Raw genomic sequence first — 20,779 nt, 5'->3', positions numbered from 1 at the left:
GCTTCCCCTCCCGTACTCAAATCATTCCGGTACCGCACTTGGTGAACATGGCCTGTGTGATGGTCGACCGTTCGCCGGAGTGCATGCAACCGCGCTGAACCAAGGGGACGCGTTGTGATGAGGGACGATTGCCTCACCACAACAAAAGCAATCACCGCCTCAAAGCTCAAGGCCGGATAGTAAGGTTTTGTCGCGAGAGAGCAGACCTAGTGTCTGCAATACGTCATTGACGGCGCCGACAACGCCCACATTTTTAGGCTGGGGCTTCCCATCGACAACATCCTTCAACGCTGTCAAAAACTCCACCCGGCCCGAATCGACCTTATCGGATTTGCTGTCCTTGGATGAGATACGGCACTGGGCAGTATTAATCTCTTTATCAAGGTAAGCGCTAAATTCAGACTTTTTCATTGTCAGTTTCCTTCTTCAACAATGCGTGAGGGCACACGCAGCAGCTTAAGAAGCTCACTGCATCTTGCCTACTGTCAGAGTTCACAGGTCTGTACCAGTTGCCGGGTGTCGCTCTCACAACCAATGCCAAAACCGGCTCCAAAACCCGCGCCCCAAGTCATTCTTGCAGCCCGCATATTGCTGCGCATACAACTGCGAACGGGCCTGCACCTTGCTGGCCACGGGAGGTAGCCAGGCTTTGCCGGCGTAGGTGCGCTGGCGATAGCCGCCCCAGCCTTCGTGGTAATTCAGGTATTGGCCGTAGGCGTCGTACTTGTACACACCGTTGAGGGTGTAGGTCTTGTCCATGTACCAACCGACGAAGTCGATGGCGTCGTCGAAGTCCTGGCGACTGGCACCGCTGCGGCCGGTGCTTTTGCGGTAGTCGTTCCACACTTCATCCTTGGCCTGGGCGTAGCCGGCGGCGGTGGAGACGCGGCCCCAGGGGATGATCCACAACAGGTAGTTACGCGGGGCCTTGGCGTCCTGCCGGAAGGCCGACTCCTGGTACATGATGGCGAACGGTAACTGGATCGGCACACCCCAGCGCTTTTGGGTAACTTGGGCGGCGTCGTACCAGTCCGCCTTTTCGCGAAAGATGCCGCAAAGGTCGTTGGGCGTGCGTGGCGGCGAGGTGCCGCAGGCCGCCAGTAGAGAAGTGAGTATTAACAATCCGACGGCTTTGCCTGCGCTCAAGATGCACCTTTGCGGGATACGCTAAAAAGGCCGGCATCTTACGCCTTCAATGCGGCAGGTGGAAAAACAGCCTCGCCAACGGGCGCCAGGTCGCACGGCACAATTGCTCTGCACTATCCCAAAGCCCGGGTGTCGTAACTCCCATGTGCCCATTCCCCGGAGAAACCATGAGCCAGGACGTCCTCGCCAAAGAAACCAATCGCCGCCAATTGCAGCAGATCATCTCCGGGTTGTCCGACGGGGTGATCTTGGCCGAGGTCGACCAGACCATCCTCTGGGCCAACGAGGCGGCGCTGAGCATGCACGGGGTCAGTGCGGTCGAGCACCTGGGCGCGAACAATCAGGCGTATGCCGAGCGGTTCGCCTTGCGCTATCGCAATAACCACCCGCTGTTGCTGGACAGCTACCCCCTCAGCCGTTTGGCCGCCGGCGAAGAGTTCAGCGACGTGGTCGTGGAAGTCACGTCCACCGGCGACGGTGAGCGCAGTTGGGTCCATCGCCTACGCAGCCTGGTGCTGACCGATTCACGCGGTGAACCGGAGTTGCTGGTGTTGATCCTCAGCGACGCCACCGAATGGGCGAGCGCCGAGCAGCGCTTCGAGAAGACGTTCAACGCCAACCCCGCTCCCGCCGTGATCTGCCGCCTCAGCGATCTGCGCTATATCAAGGTCAACCAGGGCTTTCTGGAGATGACCGGCTTCAACCGCGACCAGGTGATCGGCCGTTCGGTGTACGAACTCGACGTACTCGAACACGCCGAGCGCAAAGACCTGGCCATCCAGCGCCTGGCCGAAGGTGCAACCATCCCGCAGATGCAGGCCGAATTGAGATTGCCCGAGGGCGGCAGCAAGTTGGTGATCGTGGCCGGCCAGCCGTTGGACATGAACGAGGAAGACTGCATGTTGTTTTCCTTCACCGACCTGGAGCCTCGGCGCAAGGCGGAAATCGCCCTGCGCCAGAGTGAGGAGCGCTTCGCCAAGTCGTTCCGCCTTTCGCCCGTGCCGACCCTGGTGTGCAGCGCCGCCAACCAGCAAGTGGTGGATATCAACGAAGCCTTCATGAACATGACAGGCTACACCAGCGAAGAGCTGATCGGCAAAGCCATCGAAGACATCAACTTCATCGACAGCGCCCAGGCCTGCGCGCAGTTGTTCGCCACCCTGAAAAAAGCCGGCAACCTCGACGGGCTGGATCTGAAGGTGCGCAAGAAAGGCAATGAGGTGATCGACTGCGTGGTGTCTGCCGATACCGTAAGCATCCAGGATGTGCCCTGCTACCTGCTGGTACTGATGAACATCACCGAACGCAAACGCTCGGAACTGGAGCTGGTGGCGGCCATCGAGGAAGTGATGCAGGACGCCTCCTGGTTCAGCCAGACCCTGATCGAAAAACTGGCCAACGCCAAAAGCGTCAACCGCCCCAACGTGCCGGGCATTGCCTTCACCGACCTCACCGCGCGCGAGCGCGATGTGCTGGGTTTGATTTGCGAAGGCCTGGCCGACAAAGAGATCGCCTCGCGCCTGAAGCTGGCGCCCAACACAGTGCGCAACCATGTGGCCACGGTGTATTCCAAACTGGGGGTGCATAGCCGCAGTGCGGCGATCGTCTGGGCCCGTGAACGCGGGCTGTTCGCCGGTGAATTGCGCCTTAAAAACAAACGTTGAACGTGCAAATGCACTAGTGCGGCTAGTGCGAATTCGCCTTATTGCATGTCGGTGTAATGCTTAACCTTCCGGAGGTGGACACAGGGTTTCGAGGCTGTGTCGTCCTACTCGACACCCGGAAGGAATTAGCATGTTTACCCTGTCTCAACTGCGAAATTGCATCGAAGAAGGCCTATCGCCGCTGACCTGCGAATTCACCTTGTGCCGCGACGCCTCGCTGACCCTCAAAGTCTTCGACGCCGAAACCGGCCGCGTCGACCTGGTAGTCACAGGGATCAGCAACAAACAGCTGCAGACCCCACAAGAAGTGGACAAGATGGTCGAAGAATTACGCTACGAGTTGCAAAGCAACCACCTGGGCAAACTCACCCTGGATGACTTGCCTTCAGCCTCGCACCCATGAAATAGAACACCCCGCCACCGATGATAAACGCCCCCAGCATGTAGAACATGAACGGAGCCGGCTGACTGGACAACACCAGCCCGCACAGCACCGGCCCCAGCGCGGCGCCGAGGTTGGACAGGTTCTGCGCCCCGTAATACATGCCACGCAGGTGGTCCGGGGCAATGCGGTCGATAAACATATACTCGGCCGGAAACACGACGATTTCCCCCACGGTAAACACCGCCATCGCCAGCACCCACCACAGCACGCTGGTGGACAGCGCAAAGCCGATCAACCCCAGCATGAACATGCTCAAGCCGAAGATCAGCCACTGGCTCAGATAACGGTGCGAGATGCGGCGACCGATCACGTATTGCAGGGCAATCACCAACACCGCGTTGGTCGTAAGCACGGCGCTGATGACCTTGTAGGTGTATTCAGCAGTGGTGGTGGTCACCAGATATTGCGACAGATAAGCCGTGAACTGGCCGAACACCACCGCACTAAGCAAGCCGCCAACGGTGAAGCACACCAGCCGCCGATCCTTTAACAGCACGCGGCCGACGGCTAGGAACGACACCGGCTTTTGCGTGGTATCGACAGTGGCCAGCGCACGATCGCCCCAGCGCCAGTACACCAGGAAAAACCCCGCCCCCAACAGCGCCGAGAGCATAAACGGCAAGCTGATATCCAGCTTGGCCACCATCGCGCCAAAGAACGGTCCCAGCGCATAGCCGATATTGGTCAGGGTGTACTTGATGGAAAACACTTCACTGCGCCCGTCTTCCGGCAGGAGGCTGGCAAAGCCGGCTTTGATCGCAATATCGATGACCGCGTAAGCCAGGTTGATCAAGATCAGGCAGCCATAGAACGCCCAGATATTCTGCGCGAGCAGCGTGCCGATAAAGCCCACCACAAACAGCGCGCTCAAGCCCAGCAGCAACCGATAGCTGCTGATGCGATCGACGAGAAACCCGCCGTACACGCTGAGCAACGATCCGACGATCAGCGAACTGCCGATCACCAGGCCGACCTGGATGATGTCCAGGGCAAAGTGTCGGGTGAGGTAGATAACCAGGTACGGAAAGGTGATTGCCTTGGCCAGCGTCAGCATCAACGTGGCGGACAGCAACAGGTTCACGGTGCGGGGGTAGTGTCTTAGTGTGGCAAGCATCCTGCTCTCATTCCATTAAGGTAACGCGACCATTGCAGCCGGTTACCTTACCCCAGGAACCTGAAAAAAAGCAGGCGTTTCCAGCGGATTATTGCGTGACCGGGGTGATCTCGAGGATGGTGCCGTTGGTGGTTTTGAGCAGCACAAACCTATTGCCGACACGGGCCCATTGGCTGTCCTCTTCGGGCTGCTTCAAGCCGCGTTTTTTCCAGTCACTGACCGCCAACTCCTTGCGCATCAGCATATCCGGCGCACGGTCGCCCTCTTTCAAGTCACGGGCATTGATGTTGGAAGGCTGCACGGTTTCCTGCGGGGTATCACCGGCCTGCACGACAACGCTGGCGGTGGACAGGCTGGCAGCGACCAGCAGGCAGGCGACGAGGGATTTGGACTTCATGGGTGCTCCTTCAAGTAATGAGGCGTACCCAGGTTCCGACCGCAGTCGTGTGGAATCATTCAGCCCAAAGCCGACCTCTTGGCTTCCCCCGCCCCCTGTGGCGAGGGCGCTTGCTCCCGCTGGGCTGCGCAGCAGCTCCAAAAGGCCCGACCCCGAACCACCCGGACAAACGCGATGAATGGATGAGGCCAGCTTCGCTGCCCAACGGGAGCAAGCTCCCTCGCCACAAGGTGTTCGCCGCAGCGCCTGCGCCAGTGCGAATAAATGCTGCCCAACGCCATCACCCATTGCCATCGTGAAAATATTCATGTAATTTTTCATGAAATTTAACGAAATAAATTTCATGAACCAGCAAGAAGAACTCGAAGCCCTCGCGATCCTGATCCACGACCTGCGCAAGTACAAGAAACTCACCCTCGCGCAATTGGCACAAAAGATCGAGCGTTCGGTGGGCTTCCTGTCTCAGGTCGAACGCGGCCTGTCACGCCCGACCGTGGCGGACCTGACCGCCATCAGCCACGCCCTTGACGTGCCCACCACCTATTTCTACAGCCTGAGCAAGCCCAAGGCCATCAACTGGGTGACGCGCCCCAACGAGCGGCGCACGGTGTATTACGCCAATGGCATCACCGACATCCTGGTCTCCCCCAGTATGAACGGCGCATTTTCGATGCTCGACAGCCTGTTGGCCCCCGGCGCCAACAGCGGTGAGCAGACCATGAGCGACCGCGCCGAGCAGGCCGGTTTTGTACTGGAGGGTGAGTTGACGCTGTGGCGGGAAGGTGAAGCCGATTCGGTCACCCTGCGCCAAGGCGACAGTTTCCACCTGGCCAGTTTCGCCCGCTGCCGCTACGCCAACCTGACCGAACTGCCCGCCCGCGTGCTGTGGGTTTACAACTAGGAGCTACACCCGTGAAAAGCCATTCCTCCACGCTGCTGGCCGAAGTACGGAGCTTTCGCCAGAACCACCCCGACGTGCGTTACGTTGACCTGATCGCCCTGGACATCCCCGGGCATTTCTACGGCAAGCGCTACCCGGTGGAGATGCTGGAAAAAGTCGCCGCTGGCGGCCCGTTGAAGCTGCCGCAGAACGCCGTACTGCTGGGGGTTCAGGGCGGCTTGTTCAAGATCGGTGACTACTGCTTCAACGACGGCGACCCCGACGCCAACCGCCGCCTGGTGCCGGGCACGCTCACACCAGTGAGCTGGGAATCGCAGCCACTGGGCCAGATGCTGATCACCTCGGACGGCACGCAAGCGCCTATCGAATTCGAACCGCGAGAAGTGTTGGCCAAGGTCCTGGAACGCCTGCACCACAAGGGCATTCATCCGGTGGTGGCCTTCGAACTGGAGTTTTACCTGTTCGACAAGAAGCTCGACAACGGCCTGCCGCAATTCGCCCGCGACCCGTTGAGTGAGGACGCCGACGACCAGCCCAACCTGCATATCGAGCGACTGTCGCGCTTCAGCGAGGTACTCGACGATATGGCACAAACCGCCAAGGACCAAGGCATCGACATCACGGTGATCACCGCCGAACTCGGCCCCGGCCAGTTCGAGATCAACTTCGGCCACTTGGACGATGGCCTGCGCGCCGCCGACTGGGCCGCCCTGTTCTGCCGCAGCACCCGTGGCGTGGCGCTAAAACACGGCTACCGCGCCAGCTTCATGGCCAAGCCCTACCTGCAATTCCCCGGCAGCGGCATGCACGTGCATGTCAGCCTGTACGACGGCGCCGGCAACAACTTGCTCGCCGCCCATCAACAGCAGCCCCTGCGCCACGCCGTCGCCGGTTGCCTGGAGCTGCTGCCGCACTGCATGCCGATCTTCTCGCCGAACCACAACGCCTTCCGCCGCCTGGGTGGTACGGTCAACGCGGCCACCCGTGCGAGCTGGGGCTTTGAAGACCGCGATGCGTGCGTGCGCATCCCGGAATCCGACCCGCGCAACCTGCGCATCGAACACCGCCTGGCCAGCGCCGATGCCAACCCCTATCTGGTGTTGGCGGCGATTCTAGCGGGGTTGGAGCACGGGCTTGAAGCCCAGCGCGAACCCATCGCCCCACTCAATGATGACCGCAACAGCGGCAGCGACTTCCCCCTGGAAATGCTCGAGGCCGTGCGCGCCATGCAACATCAAGCGGTATTGCGCGATAAGCTGGGCGCAGAATTTGTCGACGTGTACTGCGAGAACAAACGCCAGGACCACTTGGCGTTTCAACAGGAGATCAACACGCGGGAATACCGCTGGTTTCTCTAACCCCCCATGGAATCACCGATGACCGACCAAAGCGCCCCGGCCCTCAAGGAAATCTTCAACCTCGAACGCCTGCAACACATCGCCACCGAGATGACGGCGGTGTACCCGGCGTTCGACGCCAATGGGTTTCTCAAGCACGCCAAGGCCGGGCTGGCCGAGTTGTCGGTGATGCAGCGCATGGCGCGGGTCAGCGACAGCCTGCATGCGGTGATCCCGCTGGACTACCCGCAGACCCTCAAGCTGCTCTATGCGCTCGCACCGCGCTTGAACAGCGGGTTTGTCAGCCTGTTCCTGCCGCACTACGTGGCGAGTCATGGCCGGGATGACTTCGAGCGTTCCATGGCTGCACTCAAATACTTCACGACCTTTGGTTCCTCCGAATTCGCGATCCGGCACTTCTTGCTGCACGACTTCCAACGCACCCTGGCAGTGATGCAAGAGTGGTCGCTGGATGACAACGACCACGTGCGCCGCCTCGCCAGCGAAGGCTCGCGACCGCGACTGCCGTGGTCATTTCGCCTGGCCGACGTGCAGGCCAACCCCGCGCTGTGCGCGTCGATCCTCGACAGCCTCAAGGCCGACAGCAGCCTGTATGTGCGCAAGTCCGTGGCCAACCACCTCAACGACATCACCAAGGACCACCCCGATTGGGTGCTCAGCCTGATCGAAGGCTGGTCGCTGGATAACCCGCACACTGCGTGGATCGCGCGCCATGCGCTGCGCAGCTTGATCAAGCAAGGCAACACCCGCGCGCTGACGATCATCGGCGCAGGAGCCAAGGCCGAGGTCAAGATTCATCACCTGCGCGTCACCCCGGCGGTGATCAAACTGGGGGAGCGGATCAACCTGACCTTCAGCCTCGAATCCACCGCCGCTGCGCCACAGAAACTGGTGGTGGACTACGCCATCGACTATGTAAAAAGCGCCGGCCACAGCGCGGCCAAAGTGTTCAAGCTCAAGGCCTTTACCCTTGGCGCAGGCGAGCATCAGCGCATCAGCCGCGAACAACATATCCGTGAACTGACCACGCGCAAGCACTACCCCGGCAAGCACGCGGTGCATGTGCTGGTGAATGGGGAACGGTTGGGCAGTGCGGAATTCGAACTGCGCGACTGACTCGGTTCAAGCAACACCACAGATCCAATGTGGGAGGGGGCTTGCCCCGATAGCGGTGATGAAGTCATGCATGTTTTGGCTGACACACTGCTATCGGGAGCAAGCCCCCTCGCACATTTTTGATCCGGTTTCTTCAGGTGGACTCGCCGAGCAACAGCGGCTGCTCACGCGCGCACAACTCCACCACGTAATCCCACAGCACCCGCAGCCGCACCGACTTGTGCAGTTCCCTGCGCGAGCTGATCCAATAACTGCGCTCAATCCCCTCCCCCGGCAGCAACGACACCAACTCCGTGTCACTGGCCGCCATAAAGCACGGCAACACAGCAATCCCCAGGCCGGAACGTGCTGCCTGGTGCTGGGCGATCACACTGGTGCTGTGGAACACCACCTTGGGGTTGCGACAGAAACTGCTGAGGAATTTCAGTTCCTGGCTGAACAGCAGGTCATCGACGTAATCGATCCAGGCATGGCCGGCGAGGTCTTCACGTTTTTCAATCGGCGGATTGCGCGCCAGATAAGCGCGGCTGGCGTAGAGCGCCAGGCGATAGTCGGTGAGTTTGCGCGTGACCAGTTGATCGACGCTGGGACGTTCGAGGTGGATGCTGATTTCGGCTTCGCGGTTGAGGATGCTGACGAAACGCGGCACGGCCACCAGCTCCACTTCCAACCCCGGATAGCGCTCAAACAACCCGCCCATGCGGCTGGCGAGAAACATCACGCCCAGCCCTTCGGCCACGCCCAGGCGGATCTTGCCCAGGGGTGCGGCGGTGTGGGTCAGTTCGTCTTCGGCCAGCAGCGCGACGTTTTCCATGGCTTCGGCATGTTTGAGCAGGGCCTCGCCGGACGGCGTCAACTCATAGCCGTGGGCGTGCTGCACGAACAACGCGGTGCCGAGGCTTTTCTCAATGGCCTCGATATGCCGCGCCACGGTGGCGTGGGTGGTTTTCAGGCGTTGCGCGGCGGTGAGCAGGCGGCCGCTGCGCTGCAACTCGAGAAAATACCGCAGGTCATTCCAGTCGAACATAGCGCCTCCAATCCGTGAGCCTGAGCCGCACTGTTTAAAAACGCACAGCGGCTGGGTAAAAACTAACATTTTTAAGACGAAAACTAACAACTAGGATGGAGCCAATAAGAAAAACAAGCGAGACCTCAGATGCCCACTGCAACTGCTGAATACGATTACATCGTCGTAGGCGCCGGCCCCGCAGGCTGCCTGCTGGCCAATCGACTGTCCGCCAACCCCGCCCACCGTGTGCTGTTGCTTGAAGCCGGTGGACGCGACAACTACCCCTGGATTCATATCCCCGTCGGCTACCTGTTCTGCATCGGCAACCCACGCACCGATTGGTGCTTCAAGACTGAAGCCCAAGCCGGCCTGCAAGGCCGTGCCCTGAGTTACCCACGGGGCAAGGTGCTCGGCGGTTGTTCGTCGATCAACGGCATGATCTACATGCGCGGCCAGGCCCAGGATTACGACGGCTGGGCAGCCGAAGGTAACGCCGGCTGGGCGTGGAAAGACGTGCTGCCGCTGTTCAAGCAAAGCGAAAACCATTTTGCCGGCGGTTCGGAATTTCACAGCGACGGCGGCGAATGGCGGGTTGAACAACAACGGCTGTCGTGGCCGATTCTGGATGCCTTCCGTGAGGCTGCGGCCCAAAGCGGCATCGCCAACATCAGCGACTTCAACCAGGGCGATAACGAAGGCTGCGGTTACTTCCAGGTCAACCAGAAGGCCGGCGTGCGCTGGAATGCGGCCAAGGCGTTCCTCAAGCCGATCCGCCGGCGGCCGAACCTGACCGTGTTGACCGACGTGGAAGTCGACCGCGTATTGCTGGAGAACGGCCGCGCCTCGGCAGTGCTCGGGCGTCAGCACGGCCAACAGCTCAGTTGGAAGGCGCGCAAGGAAATCGTGTTGTGCGCAGGCGCGGTGGGTTCGCCTGGCATTCTGCAGCGCTCGGGGATTGGCCCGGCCAACGTGCTCAAACCGCTCGGCATTGATGTGTTGCATGAACTGCCGGGCGTCGGCGGCAACCTGCAGGACCACCTGCAACTGCGGCTGATCTACAAGCTGGAAAACGCGCGCACCCTGAACCAGATCGCGGGCTCCGTGTGGGGCAAGATGGGCATGGGCCTGCGCTACCTGTATGACCGCAGCGGCCCGCTGTCGATGGCGCCCAGCCAGCTCGGCGCGTTTGCCCGCTCGGGCCCGGAACACACCTCGGCCAACCTTGAATACCATGTGCAACCGCTGTCCCTGGAGCGCTTTGGCGAGCCGTTGCACGCGTTCCCGGCGTTTACCGCGTCGGTTTGCGACCTGCGCCCGCAAAGCCGTGGGCGTGTCGATATTCGCTCGGCCAACCCGGCGGATGCGCCGCTGATCCAGCCCAATTATCTCAGCCATCCGCAAGACCTGCGGGTGGCCGCCGATGCGATTCGCCTGACTCGACGCATCGTCGCCGCGCCGGCCCTGAGCCCGTTCAAACCGGTGGAATACTTGCCCGGCGATGCGCTGCAAACCGAAGAGCAACTGCACGAAGCCGCAGCGCGCATCGGCACGACGATCTTCCATCCGGTGGGCACCTGCCGCATGGGCAGTGACCAGGACGCGGTGGTCGACGCGCAACTGCGGGTCCACGGCGTGCCGGGGCTGCGCATCGCCGATGCTTCGATCATGCCCCGCATCACGTCCGGCAATACCTGCTCACCGACGCTGATGATTGCGGAGAAAGCCGCGCAACTGATCCTTTCGCCGAACACAAGGAGCCTTGCCCCGGAGAGAGAACTGGTCCATGCAATCTGAATAGCGGCGCCACACCTGGCGCCGACAGTGGAACAACAATAAATAATCACTGTGAGGGATACCCGATGTCAGAACATGCTCAAACCCTGGGCTCGGCGGTCAGCGCGAGCACCGGTAGCGAATCGAGAAAAGTCATCTTCGCCTCGTCCTTGGGGACGGTGTTCGAGTGGTATGACTTTTTCCTCTATGGCGCCCTCGCGGCGGTGATCAGCAAACAGTTCTTTGCCGGGGTCAACGACACCACGGCGTTTATCTTTGCCTTGATGGCCTTCGCGGCCGGCTTTGTGGTGCGCCCGTTCGGTGCGCTGGTGTTTGGTCGCCTGGGCGACATGATCGGGCGCAAGTACACGTTCCTCGTGACCATCATCCTGATGGGCGTGGCGACGTTCTGTGTCGGCCTGTTGCCGACGTATGCCAGCATCGGTATTGCCGCGCCGGTCATTCTGATCGCCCTGCGCATGCTGCAAGGCCTGGCGCTGGGCGGTGAATACGGCGGCGCAGCCACCTACGTGGCCGAACACGCCCCCGCCGGCAAGCGCGGCCTGCACACCAGTTGGATTCAATCCACCGCTACCCTGGGGTTGCTGCTGTCATTGCTGGTGGTGCTGGCCTGCCGCTACTTCACCGGTGACCAGTTCGAAGTGTGGGGCTGGCGCATTCCGTTCCTGTTTTCCATCGTGTTGCTGGGCATTTCCACCTGGATTCGCATGAGCCTGCATGAATCGCCGGCGTTCCTGAAAATGAAAGAGGAAGGCAAGGCCAGCAAGGCACCGATCCGCGAATCCTTCGGCAAGTGGGAAAACCTCAAGGTGGTGCTGATTGCGCTGTTCAGCATCAACGGCGGACAAGCCGTGACCTTTTACGCGGCACAGTTCTATGTGCTGTTCTTCCTCACGCAGTTCCTGAAGATGGACCCGGCCCTGGCCAATATGCTGCTCATCATCAGCGTGGTGATTGGGGCACCGTTCTTTATCTTCTTCGGCTGGCTGTCGGACAAGGTCGGGCGCAAGCCGGTGCTGATGCTCGGCCTGCTGCTGGCGACCGCGCTGTACTTCCCGATCTTCAAGGGCCTGGCGCACTACACCAACCCGGCGATGGACCAGGCCAGCCGCCAAGCGCCGATCACCGTGCTGGCCGACCCGGCCACCTGCACCTTCCAGTTCGACCCGGTGGGCAAGGCGCGTTTTGATAGCCCGTGCGACAAGGTCAAAACCTTCCTGGTCAAGCAAGGCCTGCCCTACAGCAGCGCCGCCGCCCCTGCGAGCAGCCCGGTGCAGGTGAGCGTGGGCGACGTGCGCATCGATGGCTTTGACGAAGCGGCCCTGCGCGCTGCCGTGACCCTGGCCGGCTACCCGACATCGGCGGATGTGGCCCAGGTCAACAAGGTGATGGTGGTGGTGCTGATCGTTGTGCTGATCCTGATCGCGGCCATGTGCTACGGCCCGCTGGCGGCGCTGATGGTTGAACTGTTCCCGACACGCATCCGCTACACCTCGATGTCCCTGCCCTACCACATCGGCAACGGCTGGTTTGGCGGGTTCCTGCCGACCGTGTCGTTTGCCCTGGTGGTGTACACCGGCGATATCTTCTACGGCTTGTGGTATCCGGTGGTCGTGACCGGGGTGAGCCTGATTGTCGGGATGTTCTGCCTCAAGGAAACGCGGCACGTGGATATCGATAACAACTGACCCGACCTCCTGAACACCGTAGGTCCCCTGTGGGAGGGGGCTTGCTCCCGATGGCTTCAGTTATCTTTGCATTGACTGATAGGTCGCCATCGGGAGCAAGCCCCCTCCCACATCTGTTCTGCGGCGCCACACAAATTGCTGTACATCCATACAGATAATGGTTGCTCAAATCCCTCGGACTCCGCATCCTGCAAGGCATCAACCCGATCTGATGTGATGACCATGCGGCTGTTCCTCTGTGAAAAACCCTCCCAGGCCAAGGATATTGCGGCCGTGCTCGGCGCCACTCGCCGTGGCGACGGTTGCTGGCTGGGCAACGGGGTGACCGTCACCTGGTGCATCGGCCACCTGCTGGAAACCGCCCCGCCCGATGCCTACGACGCCAAGTACAAGCGCTGGGTGCTCGCCGACCTGCCGATCATCCCGGACAAATGGAAGATGCGGGTCAAGCCCAAGACCGCCAGCCAGTTCAAGGCCGTCAAGCGCCTGCTGGGCGAAGCCCAGGAGCTGGTGATCGCCACCGACGCCGACCGTGAGGGTGAAATGATCGCCCGCGAGCTGGTGGAGCATTGCCGCTATCGCGGGCCGATCCAGCGGCTATGGCTGTCGGCGCTGGACGACGCTTCCATTCGCAAGGCCCTGGCTGCGCTCAAACCCGGCGCCGAAACCTTCAGCCTGTACCACTCGGCCCTGGGCCGTTCCCGCGCCGACTGGCTAATCGGCATGAACATGAGCCGCCTGTTTACCTTGCTAGGCCGTCAATCCGGTTACCAGGGCGTGCTGCCGGTGGGCCGCGTGCAAACCCCGACCCTGCGCCTGGTGGTGGACCGTGACCGCAGCATCGCCGATTTCGTACCGGTGGCCTACTGGGCCATCGATGTCGACCTGCGCCACGCGCACATGACCTTCACCGCCCAATGGCGCGCCACCGACGACGCCTGTGACGATCAAGGCCGCTGCCTCAACCCGCAACTCGCCGGAGACGCCGCCGACGCCATGACCCACGCTGCCAGCGCGCGACTGGTGAAGTTGCGCACCGAACGCATGCGCGAGGTCGCCCCGCTGCCCTTCGACCTGGGTACGCTGCAGGAAATCTGCTCGAAGAAGCTCGGCCTCGGCGCCCAGGAAACCCTGGACATCGCCCAATCGCTCTACGAAACCCACAAGGCCATCACCTACCCACGCAGCGATTGCGGCTACCTGCCCTTGAGTCAGCATGGCGACGCGGCGAAGATCCTTGCCGCGTTGGGCCGTGCCGACGCGGCGGTCAACGAACTGATGCCGCATATCGATCCCCAACGCCGCTCGCGGGCGTGGAACGACGCCAAGGTCAGCGCCCACCATGGCATCATTCCCACCGGCGCCGGCAAGGATGTCGGGCAGCTCACCGGCAAGCATCGGGCGGTCTACACACTGATTCGCGCGCGCTACCTGGCGCAGTTTCTGCCCAACCATGAATATGATCGCACCCAGGCGGATTTCGACTGTGCAGGCCAGGCGCTGCGCGCGGTGGGCAAAGTCGTCATCGAAGCGGGCTGGAAGCGCGCGCTGCCCGAAGCCCTTGCACCGGCCAAGGGCCGTGAGGCGCCGGCACCGCAAGCCCTGCCGGCACTGGTGCAGGGCCAGGATTACGCCGTCGCCAAGGTCAACCTCAAGGACCTGTGGACCCAGCCGCCCAAACCCTTCACCGAAGGCGACCTAATCAAGGCGATGAAAAACGTCGCCAAGCTGGTGGAAGATCCGCTGCTCAAGCAAAAGCTCAAGGACACCACCGGCATCGGCACCGAAGCCACCCGCGCCGGGATCATCCAGGGCCTGCTGGACCGGGGCTACCTGATGAAGAACGGCAAGGCACTCTCGGCCACCCCGGCGGCGTTCAGCCTGATCGATGCAGTGCCCCGCGCCATCGCCGACCCGGGCACCACCGCGATCTGGGAACAGGCGCTGGACATGGTGCAAAGCGGCGAAATGAGCCTGGAAGAGTTCGTCGCCAAACAAGCGGCCTGGATGAGCAAGCAAGTGGCCCGCTGCAACGGCATGCGCATGACCATTACCGGCCCTGCCAGCCCGGCAGGCCGCGGCGCCACACCGTGGAAAAAGAAGCGCACGGCCGCACCCCGCAAGACGGCGGCCAGCCCGAAGCGAGCGAAAAAGCCGACAAGTACCGGGTAAACCATGAATAAACCCGGGGTATGACGTTTTTTGACGGGTTTAACGCCGCTTTGGTCCTTGCTACCGCGCGGGCCGTCTAGGATTCTGTAGGGGATTGCAGACGTCCCAACAACAATACCGGAGTGGCCGCCATGAAAACCGTCTCAGAAGTACTCAAAGCCAAAGACAAGCAAAACCAGGAAGTCCACACCATTGAATGGGACCACACCGTATTCGAAGCGTTAGTGGTGATGTCATCGAAAAATGTCGGGGCCTTGCCGGTCGTCAAGCAGGGCGAGGTGGTTGGCATCATCAGCGAACGTGACTACGCACGAAAACTGATACTCAAAGGCCTCTCTTCAGTCACCACCAAAGTCCATGAGGTCATGAGTTCTCCAGTCATAACGGTTGATGCCCATAAAACGGTCGAAGAATGCATGAACATCATGACCGACAGTCACCTGCGCCACTTGCCGGTGGTCGTCGACGGAAAACTGCTGGGTTTGCTCTCCATCGGCGATCTGGTCAAGGAGGCCATTGCCGAACAAGCCAACCTGATCAAGCAACTGGAGCAATACATTCGCGGCGAATAGGAGACCCCATGCTCGACTTGCTCGAACATCAGGAAGACCACCTCGATATCCTGCACCGGACCATGGCCGAACGGCGTTTTCTGGTGCTGACCGGGGCGGGAATCAGCACGTCGTCGGGTATCCCGGACTACCGGGACAGCGAAGGCATACGCCGGGGCAAGGCGCCGATGATGTACCAGGAGTTCCTGGCCACCCCACAAGCGCGCCGCCGTTATTGGGCACGGGCGATGCTGGGCTGGCCACGGGTGCGCATTGCGCAGCCGAACCAGGCGCACTTGGCTCTGGCCGCCTTGCAACACCGCCAGCGTATCAGCGGGCTGATCACGCAAAACGTCGACACGTTGCATGACCAGGCCGGTAGCCAGGATGTGATCGAGCTGCACGGCAGCTTGCATCGCGTGCTATGCCTGGATTGCCAGCGGCCCAGCGCACGCAATGTGATCCAACGGTTGATGGAAACCGAGAACCCCTACCTGGCCGGCGTCGATGCCGTGCAGGCACCCGACGGCGATACCCTGCTCGATCCTGCTTTTGAACAACGCTTTCGTGTGCCCCGCTGCCCCCACTGCAACGGCGAACGGCTGAAACCGGACGTCGTGTTCTTCGGCGAGAACGTTGCCCAGGCCACCGCCGCCAGGGCGATGGCGGCGGTGGAGCAAGCCGAGGGTTTATTGGTGGTGGGGTCATCGCTGATGGCCTACTCGGCGTTTCGCCTGTGCAAGGCGATGGTCGAGCAAGGCAAGCCGGTGATTGCCATCAATCTGGGCAAGACCCGTGGGGATGAGTTGTTGCAGATGAAGATCGCGGCGTCCTGCGAGCGGTTGTTGCCGCTATTGGCAGAGCGCCTGGGATAACCAGAACACTGCGCATCAAAAATGAGTGGGGAACCCGGCCAGGCTAACGAGCTCCGGCGACCCACCGCACAAAAAATGACGCCCAAGTCACACTTCCCCGCACGGCCCCGTCGCCACGACGATTTATGTAGTGATCAAAAATAATCACTACATAACCGTTGACGTAACCTTTTTGTCCTTGCATGATCTAGACGTCTCCCGGATCGGGAGCGTTGGTAACAAGCGTTTTGAACAAGCTCGTCTGACCGCCGAGCTGTTTTTTCCGGATGTGCACTGCCCACAAGGCAGATTGATGAAGCTGACCGACCCAAAGGGTTCGGTACAAGGAGCTCAAACGCTACTTGTCTTCGTTATGAAACCATTGCGTAGCAGTTCATCAGCAAGACTACATGCATCAGGTTCAAGACCCTGCCCGTATTCGGCAGACCGTCACTGACGCCCGGTTTTCGGAACCGGAGACAACTAAGCAGTTTTAACGAATCAATTGATAGATCGCCAACTGGTCAAGGGGCTTACACATGAATCTGAACAACCAACCAACTATCGAACAATTGGCTGAGATGTTCGCAGCGCAGAAAGACACACTCGACGACCATATCCTGTGGATTGGTAAATCGGGCAAAGTCCAAATTGACTGCCTGGCGCCCCATACCGAAGAAGCCGAGTTCGACAGAAATAACCGTGAACTGGCGGCGCGCCTGAAGGTGTACCGCCGTGGCCAGGGTTATGTTGGCAAGAAAGCTGCGGCCGATCGCAACTTTATCGAGCAGGTGTTCGACACACTTAACCACGCGTGGGTATCTTTCAAAGACAGCGCGCAAGTTAAAGTAATCGATCGCTACTCCTAAGTACAACTCAACTAATGTGGGAACTGGCTTGCCAGTTCCCACATTTTTTTATGCAACTTCAAAAGTTGGGGTAACGGCCTTTCCCCGCCTCATCGCGAAAAATATCAAACAACACCTGTGCCGCCGCCGACAGTTCATGCCCCGGTTTGGTCAACACACCAATCGGCCGCTCGATCACCGGATCGGTCAAGGTGATGCAATGGGCGCCCGCCTCCTGCATCTGCTGCGCACATAAGGCCGGCACGGCGCTGACGCCCAGGCCACTGGCAACCATCTTGCCCACCGTCGCCAATTGGTGACTCTCCAACGCCACCGGCAATTTCATCTGCAAGGCACCCAGGTGTTCCTCCAGCATTACCCGCACTGTAGAGGGTCGTTGCAAGGTAATGAACGGTTGCTCCAATAGGCTTTTCCATTCGATTTCAGCGCGCTGTGCCAAGGGTGAATCCGCAGGCACTACGGCAATAAAACGATCCAGGTATAACGGCGTAAACGCCAGCGACGAACCTTCGGACGGTTCGAACGCCACGCCCAACTCGACCTGGCGATCACGGACCATCTCCAGCACCTGTTCGTTGATCAGGTCATGCACCGTCACGTTCACATGGGGGTAACGCGCGCGGAATATCTTCAGGATCGGCGGCAACAGGTTGCCTGCAAACGACGGCATCGCTGCCACCGTCACCCGCCCGCGCTGCAGGGTGAAGCGCTGGCGCAGTTCATCCTCGGCGTTGTCCCAATCGGCAATCAACCGACGCGCCAGCGGCAACAAGGATTCCCCTTCAGGGGTCAGCGCGACATTGCGGGTATTGCGGCTGAACAAGCGCCCGCCCAGCCCTTCTTCCAGGCCTTTGATGGTCAGGCTCAGTGCCGATTGAGAGAGGTGCAGCCGCTCGCAGGCAGCAGCAAAACTCAGGCTCTGTGCCACGGCCAGAAAGGCACGCATCTGTTTGACGGTCATGACGTTACTCCGGACGACGGCTCGACTATGCAGTTTTTTAAATCAATCAACCTTAAAAAACAACTTAACAAATCAATCCGTCAGCGCAACACTCGGAACATTGACTGGCCCACAAACAATAAAAGAGGTGCTATATGGCAGGTTTCGATAAACGCGTGGCGTCCTATGAAGAGGCACTGGCAGGCCTGGAAGACGGCATGACCGTGCTCGCCGGCGGCTTTGGCCTGTGCGGCATCCCGGAAAACCTCATCGCCGAGATCAAGCGCAAAGGCACCCGCGACCTGACGGTGGTTTCCAATAACTGCGGCGTCGACGGTTTTGGCCTGGGCGTGCTGTTGGAAGAAAAGCAGATCCGCAAAGTGATCGCGTCCTACGTGGGCGAAAACGCCCTGTTCGAGAAGCAACTGCTCAGCGGCGAGATCGAAGTGGTGCTCACCCCCCAAGGCACCCTGGCGGAAAAAATGCGCGCCGGCGGCGCCGGCATTCCGGCCTTCTTCACCGCCACCGGCGTCGGCACCCCGGTTGCCGAAGGCAAGGAAACCCGCGAATTCAACGGTCGCCCGTACCTGATGGAAGAATCCATCACCGGCGACTTCGCCATCGTCAAAGGCTGGAAAGCCGACCACTTCGGCAACGTCATCTACCGCCACACCGCCCAGAATTTCAACCCGCTGGCCGCCACCGCCGGCAAGATCACCGTGGTTGAAGTCGAGGAAATCGTCGAACCGGGCGAGCTGGAACCGTCGCAGATCCACACCCCTGGCATCTACGTCGACCGGATCATCTGCGGCACCTTCGAGAAGCGCATCGAACAGCGCACTGTCCGCAAATAATCCCTCCAGCCCGAAGAGAATAAGAGGAACAGCACCATGGCTCTCACCCGCGAACAAATGGCTCAACGCGTCGCCCGCGAAATGCAGGACGGTTTCTACGTCAACCTGGGCATCGGCATTCCGACCCTGGTGGCCAACTACATCCCCGAAGGCATGGAAGTGATGCTGCAATCGGAAAACGGCCTGCTCGGCATGGGCCCGTTTCCCACTGAAGAGACCATCGATGCCGACATGATAAACGCCGGTAAACAAACCGTGACCGCGCGCATCGGCGCCTCGATCTTCTCCTCCGCCGAATCCTTCGCGATGATTCGCGGTGGCCATGTCGACCTCACCGTGCTCGGCGCGTTTGAAGTGGACGTACAGGGCAACATCGCCTCATGGATGATCCCCGGCAAGCTGGTCAAGGGTATGGGCGGCGCCATGGACCTGGTGGCCGGCGCGGAAAACATCATCGTGATCATGACCCACGCGTCCAAGGACGGTGAGTCCAAGTTGCTCAGCCAATGCACCCTGCCGCTGACCGGTGCCCACTGCATCAAACGCGTACTGACGGACCTCGCATACCTGGAAATCGACAACGGCGCCTTTATCCTAAAGGAGCGTGCCCCTGGGGTCAGTATTGAAGAGATTGTCAGCAAGACAGCCGGTAAACTGATCGTCCCCGACCACGTTCCGGAAATGCAATTCCAGTGAGGACACATTCCATGCAAGACGTTGTGATTGTTGCTGCCACACGTACCGCCGTAGGCAGCTTTCAAGGATCGCTCGCGGCCATCCCGGCACCGGAGTTGGGCGCTGCCGTGATCCGTCGCCTACTGGAGCAAACCGGCCTCGACCCGGCCCAGGTGGATGAAGTGATCCTCGGTCACGTGCTCACTGCGGGCTCAGGCCAGAACCCGGCGCGCCAGGCGTCGATCCTCGCTGGCTTGCCCCATGCCGTACCCGCGATGACCTTGAACAAGGTCTGCGGTTCGGGCCTCAAGGCCCTGCACCTGGGCGCCCAGGCCATCCGCTGTGGCGATGCCGACGTGATCATTGCCGGCGGCATGGAGAACATGAGCCTGGCCCCCTACGTATTGCCCGCCGCGCGCACCGGTTTGCGCATGGGCCACGCCAAGATGATCGACAGCATGATCACCGACGGCCTGTGGGATGCATTCAACGACTACCACATGGGCATCACCGCCGAGAACCTGGTGGACAAGTACGGCATCAGCCGTGAAGCCCAGGACGCCTTCGCCGCCGAGTCCCAGCAAAAAGCCGTCGCCGCCATCGAAGCCGGCCGCTTTGCCGATGAGATCACCCCGATTCTGATCCCGCAGCGCAAGGGCGACCCGGTGGCCTTCGCCGTGGATGAACAACCGCGCGCCGGCACCACCGCCGAGTCGTTGGCCAAGCTCAAACCCGCGTTCAAGAAAGACGGCAGCGTCACCGCCGGCAACGCGTCCAGCCTCAACGACGGTGCCGCCGCCGTGCTGCTGATGAGCGCCGACAAGGCCAAGGCCCTCGGCCTGCCCGTGCTGGCGCGTATTGCCAGCTACGCCAATGCCGGCGTCGACCCGGCCATCATGGGCATAGGCCCGGTCGCGGCCACCCGCCGTTGCCTGGAGAAAGCCGGCTGGAACGTGGCCGACCTGGATCTGGTCGAAGCCAACGAAGCCTTTGCCGCGCAATCCCTGGCGGTGGCCAAAGAGCTGGAATGGGACGCCGACAAGGTCAACGTCAACGGCGGCGCGATCGCCATTGGCCACCCGATCGGCGCGTCAGGCTGCCGCATTCTGGTGACCCTGCTGCACGAAATGATCAAACGCGACGCCAAGAAAGGCCTGGCGACGCTGTGCATCGGCGGCGGCCAAGGGGTAGCCCTGGCCCTTGAGCGCAGCTGATTCAAGAGCAACACACGA

General features: G+C 60.8%; 20 protein-coding genes. 14 read left to right on the top strand and 6 right to left on the bottom strand.

Annotated features, from left to right (window positions below; translation table 11 throughout):
* Nucleotides 1–159: 159 nt before the first annotated feature.
* Both ACP7CJ_RS19005 and ACP7CJ_RS19000 read right to left on the bottom strand, forming a co-directional pair.
* A complete protein-coding gene (locus tag ACP7CJ_RS19005; RefSeq protein ID WP_247398241.1) occupies nt 160–411 on the bottom strand; it encodes a hypothetical protein in 252 nt (83 codons plus the stop codon).
* 114 nt (nt 412–525) lie between these two features.
* Nucleotides 526–1,146 carry a transglycosylase SLT domain-containing protein gene (locus ACP7CJ_RS19000; RefSeq protein ID WP_247398239.1) on the bottom strand — a complete coding sequence of 207 codons (621 nt, stop codon included), beginning with the start codon at nt 1,144–1,146 and terminating at the stop codon, nt 526–528.
* 167 nt (nt 1,147–1,313) lie between these two features.
* Here ACP7CJ_RS19000 and ACP7CJ_RS18995 point away from each other — a divergent pair, with 167 nt between their 5' ends.
* Both ACP7CJ_RS18995 and ACP7CJ_RS18990 read left to right on the top strand, forming a co-directional pair.
* Nucleotides 1,314–2,810: a helix-turn-helix transcriptional regulator gene (locus ACP7CJ_RS18995; RefSeq protein WP_276197395.1), complete on the top strand. Its 1,497-nt coding sequence runs from the start codon at nt 1,314–1,316 to the stop codon at nt 2,808–2,810.
* Between the two features lie 130 nt (nt 2,811–2,940).
* On the top strand, nt 2,941–3,213 hold the full coding sequence (locus tag ACP7CJ_RS18990; protein WP_247398235.1) for a DUF1652 domain-containing protein: 273 nt from the start codon (nt 2,941–2,943) through the stop codon (nt 3,211–3,213).
* On the opposite strand, the gene ACP7CJ_RS18985 is transcribed toward ACP7CJ_RS18990, so the two are convergent.
* Complete coding sequence (locus ACP7CJ_RS18985; protein ID WP_276197394.1) at nt 3,176–4,369, bottom strand: MFS transporter; 1,194 nt, start codon at nt 4,367–4,369, stop codon at nt 3,176–3,178. The genes ACP7CJ_RS18990 and ACP7CJ_RS18985 overlap by 38 nt on opposite strands.
* 88 nt (nt 4,370–4,457) lie before the next feature.
* A complete protein-coding gene (locus tag ACP7CJ_RS18980; RefSeq protein WP_247398232.1) occupies nt 4,458–4,766 on the bottom strand; it encodes an RcnB family protein in 309 nt (102 codons plus the stop codon).
* Nucleotides 4,767–5,109: 343 nt separating this feature from the next.
* Here ACP7CJ_RS18980 and ACP7CJ_RS18975 point away from each other — a divergent pair, with 343 nt between their 5' ends.
* The 3 genes from ACP7CJ_RS18975 to ACP7CJ_RS18965 are packed head-to-tail and all read left to right on the top strand — an operon-like array spanning nt 5,110 to nt 8,141.
* On the top strand, nt 5,110–5,667 hold the full coding sequence (locus tag ACP7CJ_RS18975) for a helix-turn-helix domain-containing protein (RefSeq protein ID WP_247398230.1): 558 nt from the start codon (nt 5,110–5,112) through the stop codon (nt 5,665–5,667).
* A gap of 11 nt (nt 5,668–5,678) precedes the next feature.
* Nucleotides 5,679–7,025, top strand: coding sequence for a glutamine synthetase family protein (locus tag ACP7CJ_RS18970; protein WP_276197393.1), 1,347 nt, complete (start codon nt 5,679–5,681; stop codon nt 7,023–7,025).
* A gap of 18 nt (nt 7,026–7,043) precedes the next feature.
* A complete protein-coding gene (locus tag ACP7CJ_RS18965; RefSeq protein ID WP_276197392.1) occupies nt 7,044–8,141 on the top strand; it encodes a DNA alkylation repair protein in 1,098 nt (365 codons plus the stop codon).
* Between the two features lie 133 nt (nt 8,142–8,274).
* On the opposite strand, the gene ACP7CJ_RS18960 is transcribed toward ACP7CJ_RS18965, so the two are convergent.
* The gene (locus ACP7CJ_RS18960; protein WP_247398224.1) at nt 8,275–9,168 is read right to left on the bottom strand and encodes a LysR family transcriptional regulator; all 894 of its coding nucleotides are present in this window, start codon (nt 9,166–9,168) and stop codon (nt 8,275–8,277) included.
* A 129-nt stretch (nt 9,169–9,297) separates the two neighbouring features.
* On the opposite strand from ACP7CJ_RS18960, the gene ACP7CJ_RS18955 reads away from it, so the two are divergent.
* The 6 genes from ACP7CJ_RS18955 (at nt 9,298) to ACP7CJ_RS18930 (ending at nt 17,078) form a co-directional block, all read left to right on the top strand.
* Nucleotides 9,298–10,944 (top strand): GMC family oxidoreductase, encoded by a 1,647-nt coding sequence (locus ACP7CJ_RS18955; RefSeq protein ID WP_247398222.1) that lies wholly within the window; start codon nt 9,298–9,300, stop codon nt 10,942–10,944.
* A 65-nt stretch (nt 10,945–11,009) separates the two neighbouring features.
* A complete protein-coding gene (locus tag ACP7CJ_RS18950; protein WP_426101041.1) occupies nt 11,010–12,632 on the top strand; it encodes an MFS transporter in 1,623 nt (540 codons plus the stop codon).
* 222 nt (nt 12,633–12,854) lie between these two features.
* Nucleotides 12,855–14,804 (top strand): DNA topoisomerase III, encoded by a 1,950-nt coding sequence (locus tag ACP7CJ_RS18945; RefSeq protein ID WP_426101039.1) that lies wholly within the window; start codon nt 12,855–12,857, stop codon nt 14,802–14,804.
* Between the two features lie 131 nt (nt 14,805–14,935).
* On the top strand, nt 14,936–15,376 hold the full coding sequence (locus tag ACP7CJ_RS18940; protein WP_253394661.1) for a CBS domain-containing protein: 441 nt from the start codon (nt 14,936–14,938) through the stop codon (nt 15,374–15,376).
* Between the two features lie 8 nt (nt 15,377–15,384).
* On the top strand, nt 15,385–16,230 hold the full coding sequence (locus ACP7CJ_RS18935; protein WP_247406436.1) for an NAD-dependent protein deacetylase: 846 nt from the start codon (nt 15,385–15,387) through the stop codon (nt 16,228–16,230).
* A 518-nt stretch (nt 16,231–16,748) separates the two neighbouring features.
* Nucleotides 16,749–17,078, top strand: coding sequence for a hypothetical protein (locus ACP7CJ_RS18930; RefSeq protein WP_247406437.1), 330 nt, complete (start codon nt 16,749–16,751; stop codon nt 17,076–17,078).
* Nucleotides 17,079–17,136: 58 nt separating this feature from the next.
* Here the strand turns inward: ACP7CJ_RS18930 and ACP7CJ_RS18925 are convergent, their stop codons facing one another.
* The gene (locus tag ACP7CJ_RS18925) at nt 17,137–18,039 is read right to left on the bottom strand and encodes a LysR family transcriptional regulator (protein WP_247406439.1); all 903 of its coding nucleotides are present in this window, start codon (nt 18,037–18,039) and stop codon (nt 17,137–17,139) included.
* Nucleotides 18,040–18,173: 134 nt separating this feature from the next.
* On the opposite strand from ACP7CJ_RS18925, the gene ACP7CJ_RS18920 reads away from it, so the two are divergent.
* Genes ACP7CJ_RS18920 through ACP7CJ_RS18910 form a run of 3 tightly spaced genes read left to right on the top strand, consistent with a single transcriptional unit; the run spans nt 18,174 to nt 20,761 of the window.
* The gene (locus ACP7CJ_RS18920) at nt 18,174–18,872 is read left to right on the top strand and encodes a CoA transferase subunit A (protein ID WP_010566044.1); all 699 of its coding nucleotides are present in this window, start codon (nt 18,174–18,176) and stop codon (nt 18,870–18,872) included.
* Nucleotides 18,873–18,908: 36 nt separating this feature from the next.
* The gene (locus ACP7CJ_RS18915) at nt 18,909–19,568 is read left to right on the top strand and encodes a CoA transferase subunit B (protein WP_253394655.1); all 660 of its coding nucleotides are present in this window, start codon (nt 18,909–18,911) and stop codon (nt 19,566–19,568) included.
* A gap of 11 nt (nt 19,569–19,579) precedes the next feature.
* Nucleotides 19,580–20,761, top strand: coding sequence for an acetyl-CoA C-acetyltransferase (locus ACP7CJ_RS18910; protein WP_276197389.1), 1,182 nt, complete (start codon nt 19,580–19,582; stop codon nt 20,759–20,761).
* The last annotated feature ends 18 nt before the right edge of the window (nt 20,762–20,779 follow it).

The sequence above is a fragment of the Pseudomonas sp. PSPC3-2 genome, assembly GCF_049897085.1.
In the GTDB taxonomy this organism is placed as follows: Bacteria; Pseudomonadota; Gammaproteobacteria; order Pseudomonadales; family Pseudomonadaceae; genus Aquipseudomonas; species Aquipseudomonas paraveronii.
Note: the sequence above shows the minus strand (reverse complement) of the source record. Positions and strands in the feature narration are given on the sequence as shown.